The organism is Nocardia sp. N2S4-5, assembly GCF_044628355.1.
Lineage (GTDB): Bacteria > Actinomycetota > Actinomycetes > Mycobacteriales > Mycobacteriaceae > Nocardia > Nocardia wallacei_B.
On record NZ_JBIUPM010000001.1, the window covers coordinates 955,211 to 976,713 of the forward strand.

Below are 21,503 nucleotides of genomic sequence, written 5' to 3' on the forward strand. Positions count from 1 at the left end.
ATGTTCCAGGCGGCCGGCGCGTAAACCCGGCCCCTGGAACCGACTCGACCGGCAGCAGTGACGCGGGGGGACGATGATGAGGCGACGGGCAGTACTCCAGGCAGGCGTGCTCGCTCCGGCCCTGGCGGCGTGCGCGCCGAGCGCCCTGCTCGGCAACCCCGACGTGATCCGAATCGCGGTGCCCTGGAGCGGATCCGAGCTCGCGGCCTTCCGCGCCGTACTGGCCGGACTGCGCCTGCAGGACCAGGTCGATGTGCTGCCGCTCGGCGACGACATCGACACCGCCCTGCTGGCGCGCGGCCGCTCGAAGCCGGATCTGGTGATGCTTCCGCATGTCGGCCGGGTACGGGACATGGCGGGCGACGGTCTGCGTCCGGTCCCGGAGTCGCTGTGGACCGACGACCAGGGACTGCGCTATCCGGAGGTCTGGCAGAACCTGCTGTGGCACAAGGGGATTCCGTACGCGGTGCCCTTCAAGTCGGCGCAGAAATCGCTGGTGTGGTACGACCGATACGCCTTCGGCGGCTCCGGCCCGCGCGACGACCCGCAGGAGTGGACGCTGGCGCAATGGCCGGAGCAGCTGCGCCGCGTCGCCGCACACGGCCGACGGCCGCTGGCACTGGGCGCGGCCGACGGCTGGGTGCTGGCGTACATGTTCGCCAACGTGCTGTACGCCGAATCCGCCGAGGACTACACGGGATTGGCGGCCGCCCGGGACGACGGGTCGCCGCCCCGGTGCTGGAACAGCGACGCCGTGCGCCGGACGTTCCGGCAGCTCGGCGCCGTCTGGGGGCAGCCGGACGCGTTCCCCGGCGGCGTGCCCGGCGCGCTGACCCGGCAGTATCCGGACGCGGTACGGCAGGTGTTCGAGCTGCGCGACGCCGCCATGGTGGTGGCCCCGGATTTCGCCGAGGCGATCGTGCGCAGCAGCCTGCGCCGCGCCCACCGGGGCCCGGAAGCGGTGGGGGTGATGCCGTTCCCGGCGGGGTCGGGCGGGGTGCGGCCGCTGATCGGCGGCGGCGACGCGCTGGTGATCACGGGCGACCCCGACCCGGCGGTCGACAGGGTGGTCGCACAGCTGGCCGCTCCGACGGCCGCGCAACCGTGGATCGACTCCTACGGCGGCTTCCTCTCGCCCAGCCTGCGCACCCGGCCCACCTATCCGTCCACCCTGGATCCCGTTGCGGATCAGCTGAATTCGTGGACCGCGTTCGATCTGGCCGACCTCATCGGCGAGGCCGGATTGCGCAACGGGCTGTGGCGCGTGCTCACCGACTTCCTGGTGACCGTCGGCGACGGCCGGCTGGACCGGATCGACGACGCGACCGACCGCGCCGTCGCCGCCCTCGACGAGTTCGAGCGGAGATCGTGATGTCGGCGCAGCGGATCTACGCCAACGGGCTGGATCTGGAGCTGGCGACGCGGCGGATGGCCGGGCCGCTCGTCGGCGGCAGCCCGCCGCGCCGGTGGGTGCCGTGGGTGCTGCAACTGCCGGCCGCGGCGTTGGTCGCGATCCTGCTGGTCGGTCCGGCGGCGACGACGGTGTGGACGGCGGCGCGGGTGCGGCCGGGCATGGTGGCGGCCTGTGCGCTGTTCGTCGCCGCGGCGGTCGGCCTGCGGCTGGTGTGCCGGCGGGACGAGCGGGTGCACCGGCTGTGGCGCGGCGTCCGGCGGTCGCAGTGGCGGCTGGTGCGTCGGACGCTGGTGGATATCGCGTTGCTGCGGAACAGGACTCGGACGTCGGTCGGTCGATCGCTGCTGGCGCTGGGATCCGCGGTGACACTGGCGGTTTCGGGCTGGGTGATCGCGATCGCGCTGGGCGCCGACGGTCGCGGCGCGTACGGCCGCACCCTGCTGTGGGTGCTGTGCGCCGCCGGAATCCTCGGTGCCGCATTGGAATTCGCCCGGCTCGGCCGCCGGGTCTGGTGGCCGTGGCAGCCGTTGATCCTGCCGTTCGGGATCTCCGCGTTCGCGGCCGGGGTGGCGTTGCGGCTGGTGTTCGAATATCCGCAGCGACGGCTGCCGCTCGACAGCGTCTTCGGGCAGCAGGTCTGGTTGTTCGGGCTGCTGCTGGCCGTCTTCGCGTGGAGCTGGCTCGGTGTGTTGTTCGCGCTGTTCCGGGCCGCGGTGGCGGCCATCGAGGCCGATCCGGTGCGCCGGGATTACGTGTACCGGCGCGACGCGTCGAATTCGGATGGGGGCCAACGGTCCTCGGCCGTCCGGTCGCCGCGCCCGCTCGTCCGGTGGCTGGGCGGCCGCCGCAGTGCGCGCCGGGTCTGGATCACGCTTCGGCGGCGGCAGCGGGCCTGGTCGGCTCGGCGGCCCGAACTTCCTTCCCGCAAGCGGCTTTTCGTGCTGGTGCGGCCGGTGTTCCTGGTCCTCGGACTGGTGGTGGCGGTGGCCGCGGCGCGGGTGTTCGACGTGGTGCTGATCGCGGTGCCCGGATCGCTGCAATACTCCCTGGACAGCGCGACCGTGCACTGGTGGCGTCTGGTCGGCGACGACGGACTGGATCCCGGTGTGGCGGCGGCCTATTCGCTGCCGCTGGCCGTGCTGGTCGGCCTGGCCGCCTACATTCTCCAGACGAATGTGCGCCGCCATCGCACCGGCTGGTCGCGGAGTCCGGCGCGGGAGGCGGTGCCGCGCCGGTGGACGGCCTCCGAGGCAGTGGGCGTGCGGCGGGTGCCGCCGGTCGCGCTCGGCGTGCTGCGCGTCGCGGTGGTCTCGCTGCTGGCGGTGTGGCCGCTCGTGGCGCTGGCCGTCTTCGCGTGGATCGGTGCGGACGGGCCCGGATTCAACGGGTCTGGTGCGGTGTGGCGGGACACCGAACTGTTGCAGGGCATGGCGAACACCGGCTGGGTCGCGCTGTGGGCGACGCTGCTGGTACTGGCCGCGGCGATACCGGTCGCGCACCATCTGGCGGCGCTGCGGTCGGACAGCGTGGTGTCGAAGGTGGCCGTGGTGTTTCTGGTGGTGTTCACGGTGCTGCCCGCGCAGATGTACGCCGGGCCGATCCGCCGCGTCATCGAATTGTCCGGTCTCACCGCCACTTCCGTGTCGTCGCTGATCGTGGTGCACGCCGCTATCGGGCTGCCGATCGCGGTGCTGATCCTGCGCGGCGCGCTGGTGGCGCCGCCGGACAGCCCCGCCGCCGACGCGCTGTACGGGCTGGTCGGGCCGTGGACGGTGGTGTGGCGGGCGATGGTCACCGCGCGGCCGGCGCTGGGCGCGGTCGCGGTGCTGGAGCTGGTGCAGGTGTGGAACGACTTCTTCGTCGGGCTGCTGGTCAGCGGCTCGGACGTGAGCCCGTGGTCGTTGCTGCTGTGGGGTGAGGCGCGGCAGTTCAACGAGAACGCCGGCCATCTCGCCGCCGGTGCGCTGCTGGCGGCCGTGCCACCGGCGTTGCTGCTGCTGGCGACCTGGCGGCGGTTCCTCGTGCCCGGCCTCACCGGCGGGGTGCTGCGATGACCGAACCGCACGGCGAACAGCGCCGCCCGCCCGCCCACGAGTCCGCCGAGACCTTGATCTCGACGCCCAAATCCTCTGTGTGGCAAGGATTGCTGGGCAGCGCGTGGGTGGTGGCGTCCTCGATCATGCTCGAGGTCGTCGCCAAACTGCTGGAGGGCGCGGTCGGCGAGAACGAGGTGATCACCCGCGTCGTGGGCGCGGCGCGCTGGATCGTCGTGCTGGTGGTGGTGCTGGCCGCGGGATATCTGGTGTGGCGGCGGGTCTTCGAGATGCGCGAACGGGTCCGCCGCGCCAGGGAACTCGATATGACCGCGACGCTCGTCGAGCCCGCGGCGCCGGTGCCGTTGCTGTTGGCGCCCACGGGCTTTCGAGCACCCGAACAGAGACCGCCGCTGCGACCGGAGGACCTCGTCGTCGCGACCGCACTGCGCGAACTGTCGCTGCCCGACTACGAATCGGCGGCGCTCTACGACGTGGTGAGTGCCATGCTCTCGGCCGCCGACCTCCTGCCCCAGCAGCGCCACGCCGAGGAGCACAGGCCGACGGCGGACGCGGTGATCCGCCGCCTGATGGCCCACGGAGTCCTCGTGCATTGCGCCGACGATCGATTCGCGAACACCCGGCGCCGCGCCGAACCCGCCGCCCCGCACGAAACCCGCCGCACGGCCGACGTCTTCCGAATCACCGGCATCCCCGCACCCGACGCTGCGTCCGAACCCACCGCGACCCCCGAAAACACTGCCGCACTGCGACTCTGGCAACGCGCCGCCCGCCAGGTCATGGCCCCCGCCCTGCTGCGCCACTACGCGGACCGCGTACAACGCTGGGCGATCGCCCTCGACTCCACCCGCCTGGGCCCCGGCGCCCGCCGCTGGTTCACCGACGAATGGCCCCGCCTGGCAGAACTCGTCCGAGCCTGCGCCCCCGAATCCCCAGCAGACCCCGATCGCGAGCGTGAATCCACGGCGGAACCCGAACCCGGCCCCGAACTCGAAGCCGCGCATGCGTCCCCGCCCGAGACCGCGTACATGCGTGAGCCGATGCCATCGCCGGAGCCCGGCCATGAGTCAGCGGGACAAGAGCCCGCGCCCACTGCGACCAGCACCCTCACCGCGGATACCGCGCAACCTGTGCCGCGGCTGCCGGAAGACCTGCGCGACACCATCGACATTCGCGCCCTGGCGCGCATCGCCGACGCACTGGACCTGTGGTTCGCCGACAACGGCTGGCCGGAGAACACCGACGGCATCGCCGCCGCCATGCGGAATCTGCTCGATTCCCCCCTGGGCGACCGCTACCCGGAACTACGCGCACAATCCAGAATCCGAGCAGGCGCCCCGGGCCGCCGCGTACGCCGCTACCACCCCCACCGCTACTCGACCAGCCTCCAGGCCCGCCGCGCCCACCGCCTCGCACTACACCGCCTACAAAAACCGGAGACCCCGAAATCACCCGAAACCCCGGACCGCACCGAGCACCTGCCCACAAGTCCCCACCCGCAGACGGGCACTCAACCGCTGCCCGGCACACACTTGTCGACGGGCACGCAGTCAGAAGCGGGTGCGCGGCTGCCGAGTGGCATGGAGCTGCCGATCGACGCACAGTCGGCGACGGGCGGGCCGCCCTCGACCTCGGCTATCGGTGTGCGGTGGCGTCGCGGCGTCGCGTGGCTGGCGCGGCGGTGGGGGAAAGGGGATGTGGGCGAAGAACTTTCGCTGGGAGAGCGGCTTGAGCGGGCGCGGCGGGAGGAGCTGGACGAGGTTGTCGATCAGTTGGAGAAGGCGTGGTGGTGGCTGCCTCGCGCGGATGTGGCGGGGGAGGTGTGCGCGTTGATCGATCTCGCGGTGGTGCATCTGCAGCAGGGGCGCTTGGTGGCCGCGCGCAATCGGCTGGAGTTGGCGGAGTCGCTGACGCGCGGCGGCCGCGATCTGTCCGGCCGCGCGCACACGTTCGAGTTGATGGGTGTGCTGTGGTGGGTGCGCGGCGAACCCCGGCGGGCGCTGCGTTTCTGGCAGGTCGCCCTCACCCGCTACAACGAGTTGGACCACCGGCTCGGTACCGCCCGCTGCCTGCAGCACCTGGGTTCGGCCATGACGGTCGCACCGGAGTACGGGAGCCTGCTGCTCGACGGCGACATCGACACGAGCGAGGTGCTGCGGCAGGCGAGCGGCTGGCTCGCCGAAGCCGGTGCGCGGCACCCGGACGCACTGTTCGCCCACAGATATCGCACCGCGGTGTGCGAACAACTGCGCGCCTGCGATCTCGCACCCCTGGACCGCGCCGAGCGCTGGCCGCTCCCGGTCGCCGACGGCGGCGACGCGGCCGTGGCCCTGGCGTGACCCTCCGCACCGACCTCGCGCCACCCGACGTGCGTGTGATTGACTCGGTAAGCCGATGCGGCGGTGGGGCTCGCCGCTCCGGGCATGCCCGGAACAACCGTGGTGAAGACGCCGCCAACAGTCCCTACCCGATGAATACCCGTGTGGTCGAGTCGTGTAGGAGACGTGTGTGACCAGTAGGCAGACCGAGCCCATCGATCCGGATGTCGATCTCGGAGTACCGGAGCAGCGCCGCGAGCTGAGCCGTGCGCACGGTGTGGTGCTACCGGTGATCGCGGTCGGCGGTGCGCTGGGGGCACTCACCCGATACGGCTTGTCACAGTGGTGGCCGACGCCCCCGAACGGCTTCCCGTGGGCCACATTCGTCACCAACGTCACCGGTTGCTTCCTCATCGGCGTCCTCATGGTCGTGGTCACCGACATCCGGGCCGCGCATCCCCTGGTTCGCCCGTTCCTCGGAGTCGGCGTCCTCGGCGGCTTCACCACCTTCTCCACCTACGCCAACGAGGCCCGCGCACTACTGCGGCCGGACACGATCGCGGTGTCGTTCGCCTACCTCGCGGGCACGCTGGTGTGCGCGCTCCTCGCCACCCTCATCGGCATGCGCGTGACTCGCGGCGTACACGACCGCATGCGAGGGAGGCGAGCGGCGTGACCGTGATACTCGTGGTCCTCGGCGCGATGATCGGCGCGCCGCTGCGCTATCTGACCGATCGCGCCGTGCAGTCCCGGCACGACAGCGCCTTCCCCTGGGGCACCTTCCTGGTGAACCTCACCGGCTGCCTGGTCCTCGGCGGCCTGGCCGGCGCGGCGGTCTCGACTCCGGTGTTCGCGCTGCTCGGCACGGGCTTCTGTGGCGCGCTCACGACCTACAGCACCTTCGGCTACGAAACCGTCCGGCTCACCGAGGAACGGGCTTACCTGTACGCCGCGCTGAACGTCGTCGTCAGCGTCGTCGCCGGTCTCGGTGCGACGCTGCTGGCATACACCGCCGTCGAAGCGATCCTGAGCTGACCCGAGCGGATCAGCCGTGGGCGTCGTAGATAGCTTGGGCCAGTTCCGTTCTCATCGCCTGGAACTGCGGGTCGGCCGTGACCGACAACTCCCGCACCCCGTCCGGGTCGTCACCGGGCAACTCGATGGACCGGTCGACGATCACCCGTCCGGGCCGCGCGCTCATCACCAGCACCCGGGTGGACAGGAACACCGCCTCCGCCACCGAATGGGTGACGAACACGATGGTCTTCCCGGCCCGCCGCCACAGCCGCAGCAGCTCGACCTGAAGCCGTTCGCGGGTGAGCTGATCCAGCGCGCCGTACGGCTCGTCCATCAAAATGATCCGTGGATCATTGGCCAGCACCCGCGCGATCTGGACCCGCTGCTGCATACCGCCCGACAGTTCGTAGGGACGCTTGCCCGCGAAGTCGGCCAGCCCGACGAGTTCCAGCAGCCGCTCGGCCTCGGCCCGCCGCGTACCACGATCGACGCCACGGCATTTCGGCCCGAACTCGACATTCCCCCGCACGGACAGCCACGGATACAGCGTCGGCGACTGGAACACCACACCGCGCTCGGGCCCCGGCCCGGTGACGGCGTCCCCGCCGACCAGCAACTCACCCGTACTGGGGGCTACGAATCCGGCGAGCAGATTGAGCAGCGTGGACTTACCGCATCCGGACGGCCCGACGACACCGACGAATTCGCCGGGTTCGATCACCAGATCGGTGGGCGCCAGGGCGACGGTCGGGCCCGTGGCGGTGTCGTAGGTCTTCGAGACCTGGGTCAGCACCACCCGATCCGGCGCATCGACCGCGGCGGTCATTTCGCGCCCACCGCCGCCGCGGCCGCCGGATAGACCGCGCCCGCATACGCTTCCCGCTCGCGGACACCCTGGACCTCGCCCTGGCTCAACAGGAATTCGGCGGTGCCGCGCAGGTCGGCGCCGAGCTGCCCGCCCAGGTATGCGGCGCCCGCCTGGGTGGGGGCATCGAGGTAGCCGTACCCGGCCAGCTGCTTGCGGGCGTCGTCGACCGTGACACCGAGCTGCGCCGCGATATGCGTGGCGGCCTGCGCCGGATCGCTGATGATCCGGGTGACAGCCCAGTGCTGCGCCGCCGTCCACACCTCGACGAATTTCGGGTTGGCGGAGACGAATTCGCCGCGCGCACCCGCCAGGTCGTAGGTCGGCCGCCCGGCCGCGGCGGTCTGCGCGGCCGAGGTGACCACGTGACCGTCGCTCAGCACTTGTGACAGTGTCGGCTCCCAGATGAACGCGGCGTCGATCTGCCCGCCCTTCCAGGCGCCGAGGATGGCGTCGGGCGCCAGGTTCACCAGCCGCACGTCTCGTTCTAGCCCGGCCGCCGCGAGCGCACCGGTGAGACTGTAGTGCGCGGTGCTCGCGAAGGGCACCGCGATCCGCTTGCCTCGCAGCCCTGCCACCGAGGTGATCGAGGGATCTTTGGCCACAAGGGATTCCGCGCCCTGGATGACATCGTGGATCCAGATGACCTTCAGGTCCTGGCGCAGCGGGACCGACAGCGCCCGCGCGGTGGGCGCGCTGCCGAGCAGGCCGATATCGAGCGATCCGGCGCCGAATGCCTGGATGACGTCGCCGCCGGAAGCGAACTTCGACCAGGTGAAGGTCCCGTGCGGCAGGCACGTCCGCAACAGGCCGGTGTCCTTCACGATCAGGTCGCCGTTGGGTATGTCCTGATAGCCGATACGCACACTGCCGGTGAACGACTCGTCGACCGGGACCGGGCACGCCACCTGCTCGCCGGTGTACCGGGAGGAATCGGTCCGGCCGGACTCCACGCAACCGGTCAGGGCCAGAACCAGCATCCCCGCCACCGCCGCGGCGACTGTCCTTCTCATACTTTGCCTTTCCACGGCGCGACGACAGCGCCTACACCCTTGATGGCCGCGTCCAGGGCGAGCGCGGTGAGTCCGATGACGATGATGCAGGCGAGGGTGAGGGCGGTGTCCAGGCGCTGACCGGACAGATACGCCAGCCCGCCGATGCCCGGAATGCCGTTGTTGAGTTCGGCCGCGACCACGGTGGTCCACGCGAATCCGACGGCGACCCGGATACCGCCGAGCACCTCCGGCAGCGTCGCGGGCAGCAGCACCCGCGTGACCACCTGGAAGCGATTCGCGCCCAGCGAACGAGCGGCGTTGATCCGGTCGGACGATACCCCGTGCACGCCGCCGATGGTCGCGATCACCACCGGCGGAAAGGACGCCAGGAACAGCAGCCAGATCTTCGAGGTGTCACCGATCCCGAACCAGACGATGAGCAGCCCGATGTAACCCAGCGGCGGCAACGCCCGCAGGAAGTTCAGATACGGTTCCACCACGGCGGCAAGGCGTTTCGACGTGCCCAGGGCGAAACCGACCGGCGGCCCGAGCACCACCGCCGCGCCCGCGCCGGCGCCGATCCGTTGCAGGCTGGCCACCAGGTGCTCCCAGAGGAAGTAGTTCTGCTCCCCGCGCACCTCCCGCGGTACGCCGGGAGCCAGCTGATGCCAGCTGTTCGCGCGCACGAACGCGTCCCAGACCGCGTCCGGGGCCGGGAGGAACTGCGCATCGACCAGTTTCGCGGTGGCGGCGAGCCACCAGAGCCCGACGAAGACCGCCGGCGACAGCAGCCGCACCATCGCTCGTCGTACCCACGCATCCGGTGTCCTCGCGCGTCCGCGCAGGCTCGTCATGCGATCCGGCGCTGCCGGACTCGCCGGATTGCGCGGTTGCCGTTCACGCGATTCACCTTCCTGCCGAACTGAACTCGGACGGCCGCCGCCCGCACCCGGAGTCCGGGGGGCGCAACTGTCCGGCCCGATCCTGTCGGACTCGCGGTGCGGTGAACAGTGTCACGATCAGCGTGATCGGAAAGAATGGCGGCGTACCGGGCCGATTCGGAGTCGGGCACACTTATTGCGCCGCAGCGCATTACGAGAGCCGGTCGACGCGGGTGAATTGACGACCGCGCCGCCCGATGCGGATATTTCGTGCGACGCAAAGAAATTCGTCGGCCGATATAGGCGAACCGAATATTCTCGGCCGAGCCAGGAGCTAGCCGAGGTCTGTCGCGACCACCGATCGCTGCGGCGCCGACCGGATCGTCCGAGGTGAAGTGACAGCGAAGTCGTTACTGAGTCCGCTGGTAGCGGCCGAAACCTTGCTCTAAACGTGACCCGGACCACAATATCGCAGTGATCTCGGTTACATAACGAATAGGTAACTACAAGTATGTAATGCTTGATTTCAGCTTTCCATCTGCATAAACAACGTACATCTCACGTCATGGTCGAGACTTTATGGTTGTTACCGCAACGTGATCAATCGAGATTTGTTCGTTACCGTCGGTCGCGGCCCGGAACGACGGGCTGACGCTCGAATCGCCGAACACCGGTAACCCTGTCCCGCGATTCGAGTTCGACCCCGACATCACTGGGGACAGGGACCCGGTAACGCTTTTCCGCCGGGCCGGCTGGGCGCAGGCAGGAACCACTACATGTCTCGTAACCGTAAGTTCAGCTCCCGCGCTCTCGGTCTCGCCGCCGTCGCCGGTGCTCTCGTCGCCGTGCCCTTCGGCCTGACCTCCACCGCGTCGGCCGCCGGCGGCCACGACTGGGATGCCGTCGCGCAGTGCGAGGCCAGCGGCAACTGGGGCGCCAACACCGGTAACGGTTTCTACGGCGGCCTGCAGTTCACCCAGAGCACCTGGAACGCCTACGGCGGCAGCGGCAACGCCGCGGACGCCAGCCGCGAAGAGCAGATCGCCGTCGCCGAGAACGTGCTCGCCGGCCAGGGCGCGGGCGCGTGGCCCGTGTGCGGCGCGTACCTGTAAGGCTACGCGGCCGACCAGACTTCCGCGGCCCCGCTGTTCGGTGTACCGGGCGGCGGGGCCGGGTCGTCTCCCGACCTACCCCAACCCTTCCGGTGGCCAGCGGCGGAAGCCGCCCTCGGAGTGCACGACATTGCCGGTGACCCATTCGGCCTCGTCGGTGGCCAGCCAGGCGATGAGCCGGGCCGGATCGTCGGGCATGCCCCAGCGGCCCGCCGGAAACCGCCCGGCGATGAACTCGTAGTCCTCGCCGGTCAGGTAGTCGGTGTCGACCGGCCCCGGATTCACCGTGTTGACGGTGATGCGCCGGGGCGCCAGTGCCGTCGCGAGCGTGCGGGTGATCGAGGCGAGAGCGCCCTTCTGGAGCGCGTACGCCACCTCGCCCGGCATGCCGTCGGCGATGTCCTGTCCGGACGTCATCATGACGACTCGCCCGCCGGGCTCCGCGGCCCGGGCCGCGGCGAACGCCTGAACGAGCAGAATCACCGAGCGCGTGTCGACGGCCCAGTGGGCATCGAGCATCGCGGCGTCGATGCTGTCCAGGGTGCCGTCGCGCCCGCTGCGCGCGTGATTGGCGACGAGAATGTCCAGCCCGCCGAGCCGCTCCGCCGCGTCGCCGAGGAGAAGGGCGGGTGCGTCCGGATCGGACAGATCACCCGGCCCCGCGACGACGCGAGCATCGGGATCGGCGAGGGCCGCCCGGACGCCTGCCACGACCTCGCCGGGATCGTCCGCACCCCACGGCAGCGCCGCATCGTGCGGAACATGGTGATGCAGATACACACTCGCCCCGTACGCGGCCAGCCGCCGTGCCACGGCATACCCGATGCCGCCACGACGACTGGCCCCGGTGACGAGGGCGGTCCTCCCGCGCAGCGGCAGCGGATCGCGGCGCAGGTCCTCGGGCGCGGGATGCGGTAGCAGCGGCATGCACGCATGATGCCGATCTCCCGCGCCGACTCGCATCCGATTTTCCGGCTGTCAGTGAGCTACCGGCTCGTGTTCCACCGGGGCCGCGGGTTCCGCGAATTGCTCTGCGCCCCACCGCGCGTCGACGATCAGGCCGATCACGCCGAGGGCGATACAGATCCCCGACAGCACCAGCAGCCCCGGTTCGGTACGCCCGGTGAGCGCGTCGCCGAGCACCACCACGCCGATGGTGCCGGGCAGGATTCCGATAACGGTGGCCAGCAGGTACGGCAGCGCCCGGATCGAGGACAGCCCGGCGCAGTAGTTGATCACCGAGAACGGCACCGGCGCGATCAACCGCAGCGATCCCACCGCCAGCCAGCCGCGCCGCGCCAAGCGGCGATCCACCGCCCGCACCGCGGGGTGGGTGAGCCGAGCCGCCACCTGGTCGCGGTCCAGCGCACGCACCAGCAGCAACGCCAGCGCGGCACTGACGGTCGTCGCGGCCACCGCCAGTCCGATGCCGAGCACGGGACCGAACAGCAGCCCGGCGCTGAGCGTGAAGACGGTCCGGGGGAACGGTGCGACCGTGACGATCGCATGCACCGCGAAGAACACCAGCGGGAACAGCGGACCGACCGAATCGGCCCAGTCGCGCACCTGCTGCGGCGCCGGATGCGGGGCGAGCAGCGCGACCGCGACCAGGGCCGCGCCGAGCACCAGCAGCGCCAGGACGCGCGGGTTGCGGATTCTCCTCAGCACCGGGTCAGAGTACCCGCCGCGCGGCGGGGCCGAGGTTACCGGCCGGTAGCCGGACGCTGTGCGAACCGGCCCGTGACCGGCGGTTAGCATCAGCACCGAAGGGCTGAATGCGGGTTAACCAAAATGCAGGTTTACCTGCGCGAACCAAGGCGTGAACGCCGAGCGAACGAGACACACAGCGGGCTGCGAAGACGGTGCGAAGGGTTGGGGATGCGCCCGGGTTTGCGGTACAGCTGAAGTATCGGATCGAGTGGAAGAGGGACAGCAGCGATGCCGATTGGTTCGGACCCGGGCGCGCAGGTCGTGCCCGGATATGCCGCATGGCGGAAGGGCGTGGCCGGTGTGCTGGCCAAGGCCCGCAAGGTGGACGCGTCCGAACTGGGGGACGAGCCGGAGCGGCTGCTCGACGACTCGACCTACGACGGGCTGACGGTGGCCCCGCTCTACACCCGCCGCGACGAGCTGCCGGAACAGCCGCTGCCCGGCGAGTTCCCGTTCGTGCGCGGTACCGACGCGACCCGCGACGTGCACCGGGGCTGGCACGTCGCGGACCGATTCGACGGCGCCGACGCCGCCACGCTCAATCGTGAGATTCTCGCGGCGCTGGAGAACGGCGTCGGCGCGGTGTGGCTGGGCGTGGGGGAGCGCGGCGTGCCGGTCGCCGAGCTGCCGACCGCCGTGCGCGGCGTGCTGTTCGAGCTGGCCCCGCTGCTGCTGGACGCCGGCGCCGACGCCGCCGACGCGGCGGCGCGACTGTTCGCCGTGCTCGACGACTACCGCATCGAGGGTGTCGCCGACCCGAATCGGGCCGACATCCAGATCTCGCTCGGTGCCACACCGCTGACCAGCCGCTTCAACGGCACCACCCACATCGACACCGACGCGGCGGTCACGCTGGCCCGGCAGTCGATCGCGCGAGCGGAGACCGTGCGGGCGATCACCGTCTGCGGTGTCGCGTTCCACAACGCGGGCGCCTCGGACGCGCAGGAACTGGGCGCCGCGGTGGCCGCGGGCCTGGAATACCTGCGACTGCTCACCGGCGCGGGCGTGGATGTCGCGGATGCGCTGGGGCAGTTGCTGTTCCGCTTCGCCGCGACCGACGACCAGTTCGCGACGATCGCGAAATTCCGTGCCGCCCGGCGGTTGTGGGCACGGGTGGCGCACGAACTGGGCGCCCCGGCGTTCGGCAACGCGCCGCAGTACGCGGTGACCTCGGCGGCCATGATGACCCAGCGCGACCCGTGGGTGAACATGCTGCGCACCACGCTGGCGGCGTTCGGTGCGGGCGTGGGCGGCGCGGACTACGTCACGGTGCTGCCCTTCGACGCCGCGCTGCCGCCCGGCGAACTCGAGGTGTCGCAGGCGTTCTCGGCGCGGATGGCGCGCAACACCCAGCTGCTGCTGCTGGAGGAATCGCATCTGGGACACGTGCGGGACCCCGGTGCGGGCTCCTGGTACGTGGAGAGCCTCACCGATCGGCTGGCCCAGCGCGCGTGGGAGTTCATGCAGGAGATCGAGCGCGCCGGCGGCTATCCGGCGGCGCTGGACTCCGGGCTGCTCACCGAGCGTATCGCCGCGGTCCGCGCGCGGCGCGAAACCGATGTGGCACACCGGAAGACGGCCGTGACCGGCGTCAACGAGTTCCCGAACCTGGCCGAGCAGCCACTGTCGGAGGCGGCGCGACGGCCCGGCCAGGTCGCCCGGTACGGTTCGGCGTTCGAGGCGCTGCGCGACCGCTCCGACGCCTACCTGGCCACGCACGGCGCCCGGCCGCGGGCCCTGCTGGTGCCGCTCGGCCCGGTGGCCGAGCACAACGTGCGGGTGACCTTCACCGCTAACCTGCTGGCCTCGGGCGGTATCGAGACGATCAACCCGGGTACCCTCGACATTGCCGGGATCGGTACGGCCGCAACCGAATCGGGTACCACCATCGCCGTGCTGTGCGGCACCGACGCCCGCTACGCCGCCGAGGCCGGCGCCGCGGTGGAGCAGTTGCGCAGCGCCGGTATCGCGACGGTGCTGCTGGCCGGGCCGGAGAAGGCGGTGGCCGAACTGTCCGGCACGGAGCGGCCGGACGCATTCCTGACGGCGCGTATGGACGCGGTGACGGCCCTGTCCGGCCTGCTGGAAAAGCTGGGAGCGTAGATGACCACACGAGAAAGCAAGCATGTGATCGGCAGTTTCGCCGACGTGCCGCTCGACAGCGCCGGCGCGGCGGAGGTGAGCGGCGCGCAGGTCGACGCGTTCGTGCAGGCGGCCGCCGCCGCGAATCACCAAGCGCCGCAAGAGCTGGTGTGGTCGACCCCGGAGGGCATCGACGTGCCGCCGGTATTCACCAAGGCCGACCGCGACCGCATCGCCGCCGAGGGCTATCCGCTGGACTCGGTGCCCGGCGTCGCGCCGTTCGTGCGCGGACCGTACCCGACCATGTACGTGAACCAGCCGTGGACGATCCGCCAATACGCGGGCTTCTCGACCGCCGCCGACTCCAACGCCTTCTACCGGCGCAATCTGGCGGCCGGTCAGAAGGGCCTGTCGGTGGCGTTCGACCTGGCCACGCACCGCGGCTACGACTCCGACCACCCGCGCGTGACCGGTGACGTCGGCATGGCGGGCGTGGCGATCGACTCCATCCTGGACATGCGCGAGCTGTTCGATCACATTCCGCTGGACCAGGTCTCGGTGTCGATGACCATGAACGGCGCGGTGCTCCCGATCCTGGCGCTGTACGTCGTCGCGGCGGAGGAACAGGGCGTCAAGCCCGAACAGCTGGCCGGAACCATTCAGAACGACATTCTGAAGGAGTTCATGGTCCGCAACACCTACATCTACCCGCCGAAGCCGTCGATGCGGATCATCTCCGACATCTTCGCCTACACCTCGGCCAAGATGCCCAAGTTCAACTCCATCTCCATCTCCGGCTACCACATCCAGGAGGCCGGTGCCACAGCGGATCTGGAGCTGGCCTACACCCTCGCCGACGGCGTCGAGTACCTGCGCGCCGGGCTGGACGCGGGCATGGAGATCGACCAGTTCGCGCCGCGGCTGTCGTTCTTCTGGGCGATCGGCATGAACTTCTTCATGGAGGTCGCGAAACTGCGTGCGGGACGGCTGCTCTGGAGCGAGCTGGTCTCGAAATTCGAGCCCAAGAGCCAGAAGTCGCTGTCGCTGCGCACCCATTCGCAGACCTCCGGGTGGTCGCTGACCGCGCAGGACGTGTTCAACAACGTCGCACGCACCTGCGTGGAGGCGATGGCCGCGACCCAGGGCCACACCCAGTCGCTGCACACCAACGCCCTGGACGAGGCCCTCGCGCTGCCGACCGACTTCTCCGCCCGCATCGCCCGCAACACTCAGCTGCTGATCCAGCAGGAGTCCAACACCACCCGGCCGATCGATCCGTGGGGCGGCTCCTACTATGTGGAGTGGCTGACCCACCAGCTCGCCGAGCGCGCCCGCGCGCACATCGCCGAGGTGGAGGCGCACGGCGGTATGGCGCAGGCGATTTCGGAGGGCATCCCGAAGCTGCGCATCGAGGAGGCCGCCGCCCGCACCCAGGCCCGCATCGACACCGGGCAGCAGCCGGTGATCGGCGTGAACAAGTACCAGGTCGACGAGGACCAGCAGATCGAGGTCCTCAAGGTCGAGAACTCCCGGGTGCGCGCCGAGCAGGCCGAGAAGCTGCGCCGCCTGCGCGCCGAACGCGACTCGTCCGAGGTCGAGCGGGCGCTGGCCGAATTGACCAGGGCCGCCGCGTCTTCCGAGGGCGGCATGGACAACAACCTGCTGGCCCTCGCCATCGACGCCGCGCGCGCCAAGGCCACCGTCGGCGAGATCTCCGACGCGCTGGAGCGGGTGTACGGGCGGCATCAGGCGGAAATCCGTACTCTCTCAGGCGTTTACCGCGAGGAGGCCGGCAAGGTGACCAACATCAGCAAGGCGATCGACCTCGTGGCGGAATTCGCCGAGGCCGAGGGCCGCCGTCCCCGCATCCTGGTGGCCAAGATGGGCCAGGACGGGCACGACCGCGGCCAGAAGGTGATCGCCACGGCCTTCGCCGATCTCGGCTTCGACGTCGATGTGGGCCCGCTGTTCCAGACCCCCGAAGAGGTGGCGCGACAGGCGGCCGACAACGATGTGCACGTCGTGGGCGTGTCGTCGCTGGCGGCCGGCCACCTCACGCTGGTGCCCGCCCTGCGGCAGGCGCTGGCGGATGCCGGGCGGCCCGACATCATGGTCATCGTCGGCGGCGTCATCCCGCCGGGCGATTTCGAGGAGCTGTACCGGGCGGGCGCCGCGGCCATCTTCCCGCCGGGCACCGTGATCGCCGACGCCGCTGTCGGGCTGCTGCGGAAGCTCGCCGCGGAACTCGGCCACGAGATCGGCGGTGACGCTGTTACCGGAGCCGAATGAGCGAGCGGACATCGGCGAGTGGAGGCGACGGCGCGCCCGCGGGGCAGCGTGGTGCGGCAGTGAACATCCCTGGGACGCAAGCGTTGTCGACCGAACGCGGACTACCCCCGGCGCTGCGCGCGGGCTCCGGCGGTGGGGGCGGCGGCGGGCGGCGGCGCGAGGTCGATGTGGAGCAGCTCGCCCGGTCGGTGCGCGACGGCGAGCGGGCGGGCCTGGCCCGGGCCATCACGCTGGTCGAATCCACCCGGGCCGACCACCGCGACGCCGCGCAGCGACTGCTACTGGAGCTGACCCCCGACATCGGCCGGATCGAGTCCAACCGGGTCGGCATCACCGGCGTTCCGGGCGTCGGCAAGTCGACCTTCATCGACGCGCTGGGCATGTATCTGATCGGGGCGGGCCATCGGGTCGCGGTGCTCGCCGTCGACCCCTCCTCGACCCGCACCGGCGGCTCCATCCTCGGCGACAAGACCCGCATGGCCCGGCTGGCGGTGGAACGCGACGCCTACATCCGGCCCTCGCCGACCGCGGGCACGCTCGGCGGCGTGGCGAAGGCGACGCGCGAGACCATCGTGCTGCTGGAAGCCGCGGGTTACGACGTGATCCTGGTCGAGACCGTCGGCGTCGGCCAGTCCGAGGTCACCGTCGCCAACATGGTCGACGTCTTCTGCTTCCTCACCCTGGCCCGCACGGGAGATCAGCTGCAGGGTATCAAGAAGGGCGTGCTGGAGCTGGCCGACCTGGTCGCGGTGAACAAGGCCGACGGCCGCCACGAGATCGAGGCCAAGTCGGCGGCCCGGGAACTCCAGGGCGCCATGCGCCTCATCCATCCGCGCGAATCACTGTGGCGCCCACCGGTGCTCACCATGAGTGGCCTCAACGGCACCGGGCTGGACCAGTTCTGGGACACCGTCCTCGAGCACCGCCGAGTACTCACCGAAGCGGGCGAATTCGCCGAGAAGCGCCGCCGTCAGCAGGTCGACTGGACCTGGACCATGGTGCACGACCAGCTCCTGCGCCGCCTCGCCGACAACCCCGCCGTGAAGTCGATTCGCGCGCAAGTGGAAAAGAGCGTCCGCGACGGCTCGCTCACCCCCGCCCTGGCCGCTGAGGAGATCCTGCGCGCCTTCGACGAACGCTGACACAGTGCCCCCTCTCGGGGGCATGACGTGGCACGGGGATCGCGCGGGGACGGACGGGCTGCGGCCGATGTGTCGCCGGGCGCGCTTAGGCTGCATCCATGGTCGATCATGACGTGAGTCCCGCCGCGCTGGGGCCCGCGCCCTGGGGGTCGCGGCTGCTGGGTTCGGCGGACGAGACGTCCGGGGTGCGACGGCTGCGGGTGCAGGCGCTGCTGACGATCCCGCTGCTGGTCGCGAACCTCATCGGCATCGCCGTGGTGATCGCCTTGGTGGGCTTCGTGCTGCCGGGCCCGTCGATGTTCAGCCGCCGGCTGATCCTGCAGAACGTCATCGCGACTCCGCTGTACACGGCGCTGGCGGTGGTGGTCGGCACGGTGTGGGGGACCGTGTGGGGTGTGCGGACCCTGCGCTGGGCGATCGATCCCGACCGCGTCCCCACCCCGGCCGAGCAGGCGGCCGCGGTCCGGGTGCCGCGGCGGCTGGTGATGCAGCAGGCGGTGCTGTGGCTCGGTGGCGCGGCCGTCCTGGCGCCGCTCTACGGCCTGGTGGATATCGCGTACGCGCCGAAGGTACTGCTGGGCATGGGTTTCACCGTGGTTGTCGTGTGCGCCAACAGCTATCTGATCGCGGAGTTCGCGCTGCGCCCGGTCACCGCGCGGGTGCTGGAGGCCGCCCCGGCCCGGCGGCTGCGCGGCTTCGGTGTGTTCGGCCGCTCGGTGCTCGTGTGGACCCTCGCCACCGGCGTGCCGGTGACGCTGGCGATGGTGCTCGCGGTGCTGTCGCTGTGCGGCATGGACTTCAGCGAGGCGCGCCTGGCGATCTGCGTGCTGTCCCTGGGCGGCGCGACCCTGGTCTTCGGTCTGCTGCTGATGACACAGACCTTCGCGGCCACGGTGGCGCCCGTGCGCACCGTACGCCGGGCGCTGCGCCGCGTCGAGAACGGGGAGCTCGACGTGCACGTCACCGTCTTCGACGGCACCGAACTGGGCGAACTGCAGAGCGGTTTCAACCGCATGGTGGACGGGCTGCGCGAACGCGAGCGGATCCGGGACCTGTTCGGCCGCCACGTCGGCGACGACGTGGCCGACGCGGCCCTGGCCCGCAACCCCGAACTCGGCGGCGAGGAGGTCGAGGCCGCGGCGCTGTTCATCGACATCATCGGGTCCACCACGATGGCGGCGACCCGGCCCGCCGACGAGATCGTCGCGATGCTCAACGACTTCTTCGGCATCGTGGTGGACGAGGTGGAGCGCTGCGGCGGCCTGATCAACAAGTTCGAGGGCGACGCCGCGCTCGCGATCTTCGGCGCCCCCGCCCCGCTCACCGACTTCGCGGGCTCCGCGCTCGCCGCCGCCCGTGCCATCCGCCGCCGATTGTCCGAGAGCGCAAGGGAATTCGACGCCGCGATCGGAGTGTCGTCCGGGCGAGTGGTGGCGGGCAACGTAGGCGCGCGCCGCCGCTACGAGTTCACCGTGATCGGCGATGCCGTCAACGAGGCGGCCCGCCTGTGCGAGCTGGCCAAGCAGGACCCGGGCCGGGTACTCGCCGCCGCGGTCACCGTCGAGGCCGCCGTGGAAACCGAACAGCACCGGTGGCACACCGGCGAATCGGTGGTGTTGCGCGGCCGGGTGCAACCCACCCGGCTGGCGCGGCCGCGCGACTAGCCGAGCTCGAACATGCGCACGGCGTTGTCGTAGCACACCTTCCGCAGCCAGTCGGCACCCAAATCCAGACGCTCCAGCGCGAACAGCGCGTGACCGTAGGAGTAGGGGATGTTGGGGAAGTCGCTGCCGAACAGGATGCGGTCACCGAAATCGCGCAACCGGCCGCGCTCGGCGACGGGGAAGGGGTCCTGCGACTCGAAGAAGTCGGTGAAGTTCATGGTGGTGTCCAGGTGGACGCCGTCGAATTCGGCTGCGAGATCCAGGAACTCGGTGTATTCCGGCGCGCCCATGTGCGCGATGATCAGGCGCAGCCGCGGAAACCGCCGCAGCAGTTCGCGCATCGGCTCCGGGCCGGTGAATTCGCCCGGCGCAGGGCCCGATCCGCAGTGGATGAGCACCGGGAGCCCGGCCTCGGCCAGCATCCCCCACACGTCGTTCAGCAGCGGATCGCACGGATGGAAATCGCCGACCTGGATGTGCACCTTGAAGATCCGCGCCCCGGACTCGATCGCCGCCTCCACATAACTCGCGGCGTGGTGCTCGGGATAGAAGGTGGCGGTATACAGGCAGTCGGGCGTGCGGGCGGCGAAGTCGGCGGCCCACTCGTTGAGCCACGCCGCCATGTCCGGACGGTGCGGGTACACCAGCGCGGTGAACGCGCGAACTCCGAAGCCGCGCAACGTCTTCAGCCGCACCTGCTCCTCGTCGCGGTAGGTGATCGGCCAGGGCCGGCCGACGAGCGGCCCGGCGTCGTCGAAGTACGCCCAGACCTTGCGCAGTACGCGGTCGGGCATGAAGTGGGTGTGGATGTCGACCAGACCCGGCAGCCCGAGCCGCTGCCGGAACTCGGCGATGTAGGTGGTGTCCTCGGCGCTCATCTCGGCCTACGCCTGTGCGGAAGTCGTACGGGCGAAGTCGCCGACGCGGGCGATCAACCGGTCGAAGAAGTCCGCCGGGTCGGCGCCGATCACGATGTCGGCGTTGGGTTCCCGGCCCCACATCCCTGCCCAGTCCGCGATGGTGGCTCCCCGGGTGAGGGTTCCGGCCAGCTCGACGTCGACGGTGGCGGGCCGGGTGCGAGCGAGCGCGGGGTCCAGGGCGACCGCGGCGGCGAACGGGTCGTGCATGTGCGCGATGTACCCCTGGCCGTAGGCGTGATGGAACTCGAAGTAGAACCGCACGGCGTCGGTGACGAACCGGACGATCGCGTTGCCCGCCTTGGACACCGCACCGGGCGCGTCGGTGTCGCTGAGGATCTCCACGGGCAGGCTGTGCGCCCGTTCGGCCAGTCGCACCAGGTGATCGGGGCGCATCTCGATGGTCTCGGTGACGTCGAGCCCGCAGATCAGGGGCCGCCGATCGGCCGGCGCCACGGCGAAGGCGGCGAGGACCTCCTGCCACGCCTCGGGATCGACGTGCACGTTCCATTCGTTGGTGGGGGTCGTGTTGCCGGGATGCTGGAACGCGCCGCCCATCACCACCAGGCGCCGCAGCAGCCGGGGCAGTTCGGGCTCCAGCCGCAGGGCCAGCGCCAGATTGGTGAGCGGCCCGGTGCACAGCCCGATGATCTCGCCGGGATGCGCCCGTACGGTGTCGACCCACAGCCGCGCCGCCGACCGTGGTGACAGCGTCCTGGTCGGCGGCGGGAACCGCGCGTACCCGATGCCCTGCGGACCGTGGGTGTCCTCGGTCGTGCGCAGCGGGATCGCGAGCGGCTCGGCCGCCCCCAGGGCGACCTCGATGTCGGGAGCCCGGCACAGCTCCAGCAGGGCCAGGTTGTTCGCGGCGACCTGTGCCACCGGCACGTTCCCCGCGGTGGCGGCGATACCGGCGATCTCGGCGTCCGGGCTGGCGAGCAGGTACAGCAGGGCCAGCGCGTCGTCGATGCCGGTGTCGACATCCATCATGATCTTCTGCCGCACGAGTCGAGCCTAGCGAGCGACCCGATCCACGGGCCGCT

Annotated in this window: 17 protein-coding genes; 10 read left to right on the forward strand and 7 right to left on the reverse strand. The window is 70.6% G+C overall.

The annotated features are described in order from the left end of the window. Positions 1–106 precede the first annotated feature (106 nt). The 5 genes from ACFMRZ_RS04220 to crcB (ACFMRZ_RS04240) all read left to right on the forward strand — a co-directional run bounded on the left by ACFMRZ_RS04220 (position 107) and on the right by crcB (ACFMRZ_RS04240) (position 6,821). Positions 107–1,372, forward strand: coding sequence for an extracellular solute-binding protein (locus tag ACFMRZ_RS04220; RefSeq protein ID WP_400177982.1), 1,266 nt, complete (start codon positions 107–109; stop codon positions 1,370–1,372). Beyond that, positions 1,372–3,468 (forward strand): hypothetical protein, encoded by a 2,097-nt coding sequence (locus ACFMRZ_RS04225; protein ID WP_400177983.1) that lies wholly within the window; start codon positions 1,372–1,374, stop codon positions 3,466–3,468. The genes ACFMRZ_RS04220 and ACFMRZ_RS04225 overlap by 1 nt, the downstream gene beginning before the upstream one ends. After that, complete coding sequence (locus ACFMRZ_RS04230) at positions 3,465–5,807, forward strand: hypothetical protein (protein WP_400177984.1); 2,343 nt, start codon at positions 3,465–3,467, stop codon at positions 5,805–5,807. Before ACFMRZ_RS04225 ends, ACFMRZ_RS04230 begins: the two co-directional genes overlap by 4 nt. Positions 5,808–5,976: 169 nt before the next feature. Next, positions 5,977–6,462 (forward strand): fluoride efflux transporter CrcB, encoded by a 486-nt coding sequence (gene crcB, locus ACFMRZ_RS04235; RefSeq protein WP_400177985.1) that lies wholly within the window; start codon positions 5,977–5,979, stop codon positions 6,460–6,462. Continuing rightward, positions 6,459–6,821, forward strand: coding sequence for a fluoride efflux transporter CrcB (crcB, locus tag ACFMRZ_RS04240; protein WP_400177986.1), 363 nt, complete (start codon positions 6,459–6,461; stop codon positions 6,819–6,821). The genes crcB (ACFMRZ_RS04235) and crcB (ACFMRZ_RS04240) overlap by 4 nt, the downstream gene beginning before the upstream one ends. Positions 6,822–6,831: 10 nt before the next feature. On the opposite strand, the gene ACFMRZ_RS04245 is transcribed toward crcB (ACFMRZ_RS04240), so the two are convergent. The 3 genes from ACFMRZ_RS04245 to ACFMRZ_RS04255 are packed head-to-tail and all read right to left on the reverse strand — an operon-like array spanning position 6,832 to position 9,463. After that, complete coding sequence (locus tag ACFMRZ_RS04245; protein WP_400177987.1) at positions 6,832–7,629, reverse strand: ABC transporter ATP-binding protein; 798 nt, start codon at positions 7,627–7,629, stop codon at positions 6,832–6,834. Further along, on the reverse strand, positions 7,626–8,681 hold the full coding sequence (locus ACFMRZ_RS04250; protein ID WP_400177988.1) for an ABC transporter substrate-binding protein: 1,056 nt from the start codon (positions 8,679–8,681) through the stop codon (positions 7,626–7,628). Before ACFMRZ_RS04250 ends, ACFMRZ_RS04245 begins: the two co-directional genes overlap by 4 nt. Further along, positions 8,678–9,463 (reverse strand): ABC transporter permease, encoded by a 786-nt coding sequence (locus ACFMRZ_RS04255; RefSeq protein ID WP_400177989.1) that lies wholly within the window; start codon positions 9,461–9,463, stop codon positions 8,678–8,680. The genes ACFMRZ_RS04250 and ACFMRZ_RS04255 overlap by 4 nt, the downstream gene beginning before the upstream one ends. A gap of 857 nt (positions 9,464–10,320) precedes the next feature. Between ACFMRZ_RS04255 and ACFMRZ_RS04260 the strand changes: the two genes are divergently transcribed. Then, the gene (locus ACFMRZ_RS04260; protein WP_280361341.1) at positions 10,321–10,656 is read left to right on the forward strand and encodes a transglycosylase family protein; all 336 of its coding nucleotides are present in this window, start codon (positions 10,321–10,323) and stop codon (positions 10,654–10,656) included. Positions 10,657–10,731: 75 nt separating this feature from the next. Here the strand turns inward: ACFMRZ_RS04260 and ACFMRZ_RS04265 are convergent, their stop codons facing one another. Further along, on the reverse strand, positions 10,732–11,583 hold the full coding sequence (locus ACFMRZ_RS04265) for an SDR family oxidoreductase (protein ID WP_400177990.1): 852 nt from the start codon (positions 11,581–11,583) through the stop codon (positions 10,732–10,734). Positions 11,584–11,634: 51 nt separating this feature from the next. Then, positions 11,635–12,324, reverse strand: coding sequence for a TVP38/TMEM64 family protein (locus ACFMRZ_RS04270; RefSeq protein ID WP_400177991.1), 690 nt, complete (start codon positions 12,322–12,324; stop codon positions 11,635–11,637). A gap of 270 nt (positions 12,325–12,594) precedes the next feature. On the opposite strand from ACFMRZ_RS04270, the gene ACFMRZ_RS04275 reads away from it, so the two are divergent. The 4 genes from ACFMRZ_RS04275 to ACFMRZ_RS04290 all read left to right on the forward strand — a co-directional run bounded on the left by ACFMRZ_RS04275 (position 12,595) and on the right by ACFMRZ_RS04290 (position 19,543). Continuing rightward, positions 12,595–14,469 (forward strand): methylmalonyl-CoA mutase family protein, encoded by a 1,875-nt coding sequence (locus ACFMRZ_RS04275; protein ID WP_400177992.1) that lies wholly within the window; start codon positions 12,595–12,597, stop codon positions 14,467–14,469. Further along, entirely contained in the window at positions 14,470–16,737 is a 2,268-nt protein-coding gene (gene scpA / locus ACFMRZ_RS04280; RefSeq protein WP_400177993.1) for a methylmalonyl-CoA mutase, read from the forward strand. It abuts the gene before it with no gap. Beyond that, positions 16,734–17,879 carry a methylmalonyl Co-A mutase-associated GTPase MeaB gene (gene meaB, locus ACFMRZ_RS04285; protein WP_400177994.1) on the forward strand — a complete coding sequence of 382 codons (1,146 nt, stop codon included), beginning with the start codon at positions 16,734–16,736 and terminating at the stop codon, positions 17,877–17,879. Before scpA ends, meaB begins: the two co-directional genes overlap by 4 nt. Before the next feature lie 98 nt (positions 17,880–17,977). Further along, positions 17,978–19,543 (forward strand): adenylate/guanylate cyclase domain-containing protein, encoded by a 1,566-nt coding sequence (locus tag ACFMRZ_RS04290; protein WP_400177995.1) that lies wholly within the window; start codon positions 17,978–17,980, stop codon positions 19,541–19,543. Here ACFMRZ_RS04290 and ACFMRZ_RS04295 read toward each other — a convergent pair. Then, positions 19,540–20,421 carry an amidohydrolase family protein gene (locus tag ACFMRZ_RS04295; protein WP_400177996.1) on the reverse strand — a complete coding sequence of 294 codons (882 nt, stop codon included), beginning with the start codon at positions 20,419–20,421 and terminating at the stop codon, positions 19,540–19,542. The two genes, ACFMRZ_RS04290 and ACFMRZ_RS04295, sit on opposite strands and share 4 nt — an antisense overlap. A gap of 6 nt (positions 20,422–20,427) precedes the next feature. Continuing rightward, positions 20,428–21,450 carry a nucleoside hydrolase gene (locus ACFMRZ_RS04300; protein WP_400182762.1) on the reverse strand — a complete coding sequence of 341 codons (1,023 nt, stop codon included), beginning with the start codon at positions 21,448–21,450 and terminating at the stop codon, positions 20,428–20,430. Between the last annotated feature and the right edge of the window lie 53 nt (positions 21,451–21,503).

What these genes read in the sequence shown, in the direction of transcription:
- ACFMRZ_RS04250 (WP_400177988.1), bottom strand. Translation starts at nt 8,681, where the DNA reads ATGAGAAGGACAGTCGCCGCGGCGGTGGCGGGGATGCTGGTTCTGGCC.
- ACFMRZ_RS04245 (WP_400177987.1), bottom strand. Translation starts at nt 7,629, where the DNA reads ATGACCGCCGCGGTCGATGCGCCGGATCGGGTGGTGCTGACCCAGGTC.
- ACFMRZ_RS04265 (WP_400177990.1), bottom strand. Translation starts at nt 11,583, where the DNA reads ATGCCGCTGCTACCGCATCCCGCGCCCGAGGACCTGCGCCGCGATCCG.
- scpA (WP_400177993.1), top strand. Translation starts at nt 14,470, where the DNA reads ATGACCACACGAGAAAGCAAGCATGTGATCGGCAGTTTCGCCGACGTG.
- ACFMRZ_RS04275 (WP_400177992.1), top strand. Translation starts at nt 12,595, where the DNA reads ATGCCGATTGGTTCGGACCCGGGCGCGCAGGTCGTGCCCGGATATGCC.
- ACFMRZ_RS04225 (WP_400177983.1), top strand. Translation starts at nt 1,372, where the DNA reads ATGTCGGCGCAGCGGATCTACGCCAACGGGCTGGATCTGGAGCTGGCG.
- ACFMRZ_RS04300 (WP_400182762.1), bottom strand. Translation starts at nt 21,450, where the DNA reads ATGATGGATGTCGACACCGGCATCGACGACGCGCTGGCCCTGCTGTAC.
- ACFMRZ_RS04260 (WP_280361341.1), top strand. Translation starts at nt 10,321, where the DNA reads ATGTCTCGTAACCGTAAGTTCAGCTCCCGCGCTCTCGGTCTCGCCGCC.
- meaB (WP_400177994.1), top strand. Translation starts at nt 16,734, where the DNA reads ATGAGCGAGCGGACATCGGCGAGTGGAGGCGACGGCGCGCCCGCGGGG.
- ACFMRZ_RS04295 (WP_400177996.1), bottom strand. Translation starts at nt 20,421, where the DNA reads ATGAGCGCCGAGGACACCACCTACATCGCCGAGTTCCGGCAGCGGCTC.
- ACFMRZ_RS04230 (WP_400177984.1), top strand. Translation starts at nt 3,465, where the DNA reads ATGACCGAACCGCACGGCGAACAGCGCCGCCCGCCCGCCCACGAGTCC.
- ACFMRZ_RS04290 (WP_400177995.1), top strand. Translation starts at nt 17,978, where the DNA reads ATGGTCGATCATGACGTGAGTCCCGCCGCGCTGGGGCCCGCGCCCTGG.
- ACFMRZ_RS04255 (WP_400177989.1), bottom strand. Translation starts at nt 9,463, where the DNA reads ATGGTGCGGCTGCTGTCGCCGGCGGTCTTCGTCGGGCTCTGGTGGCTC.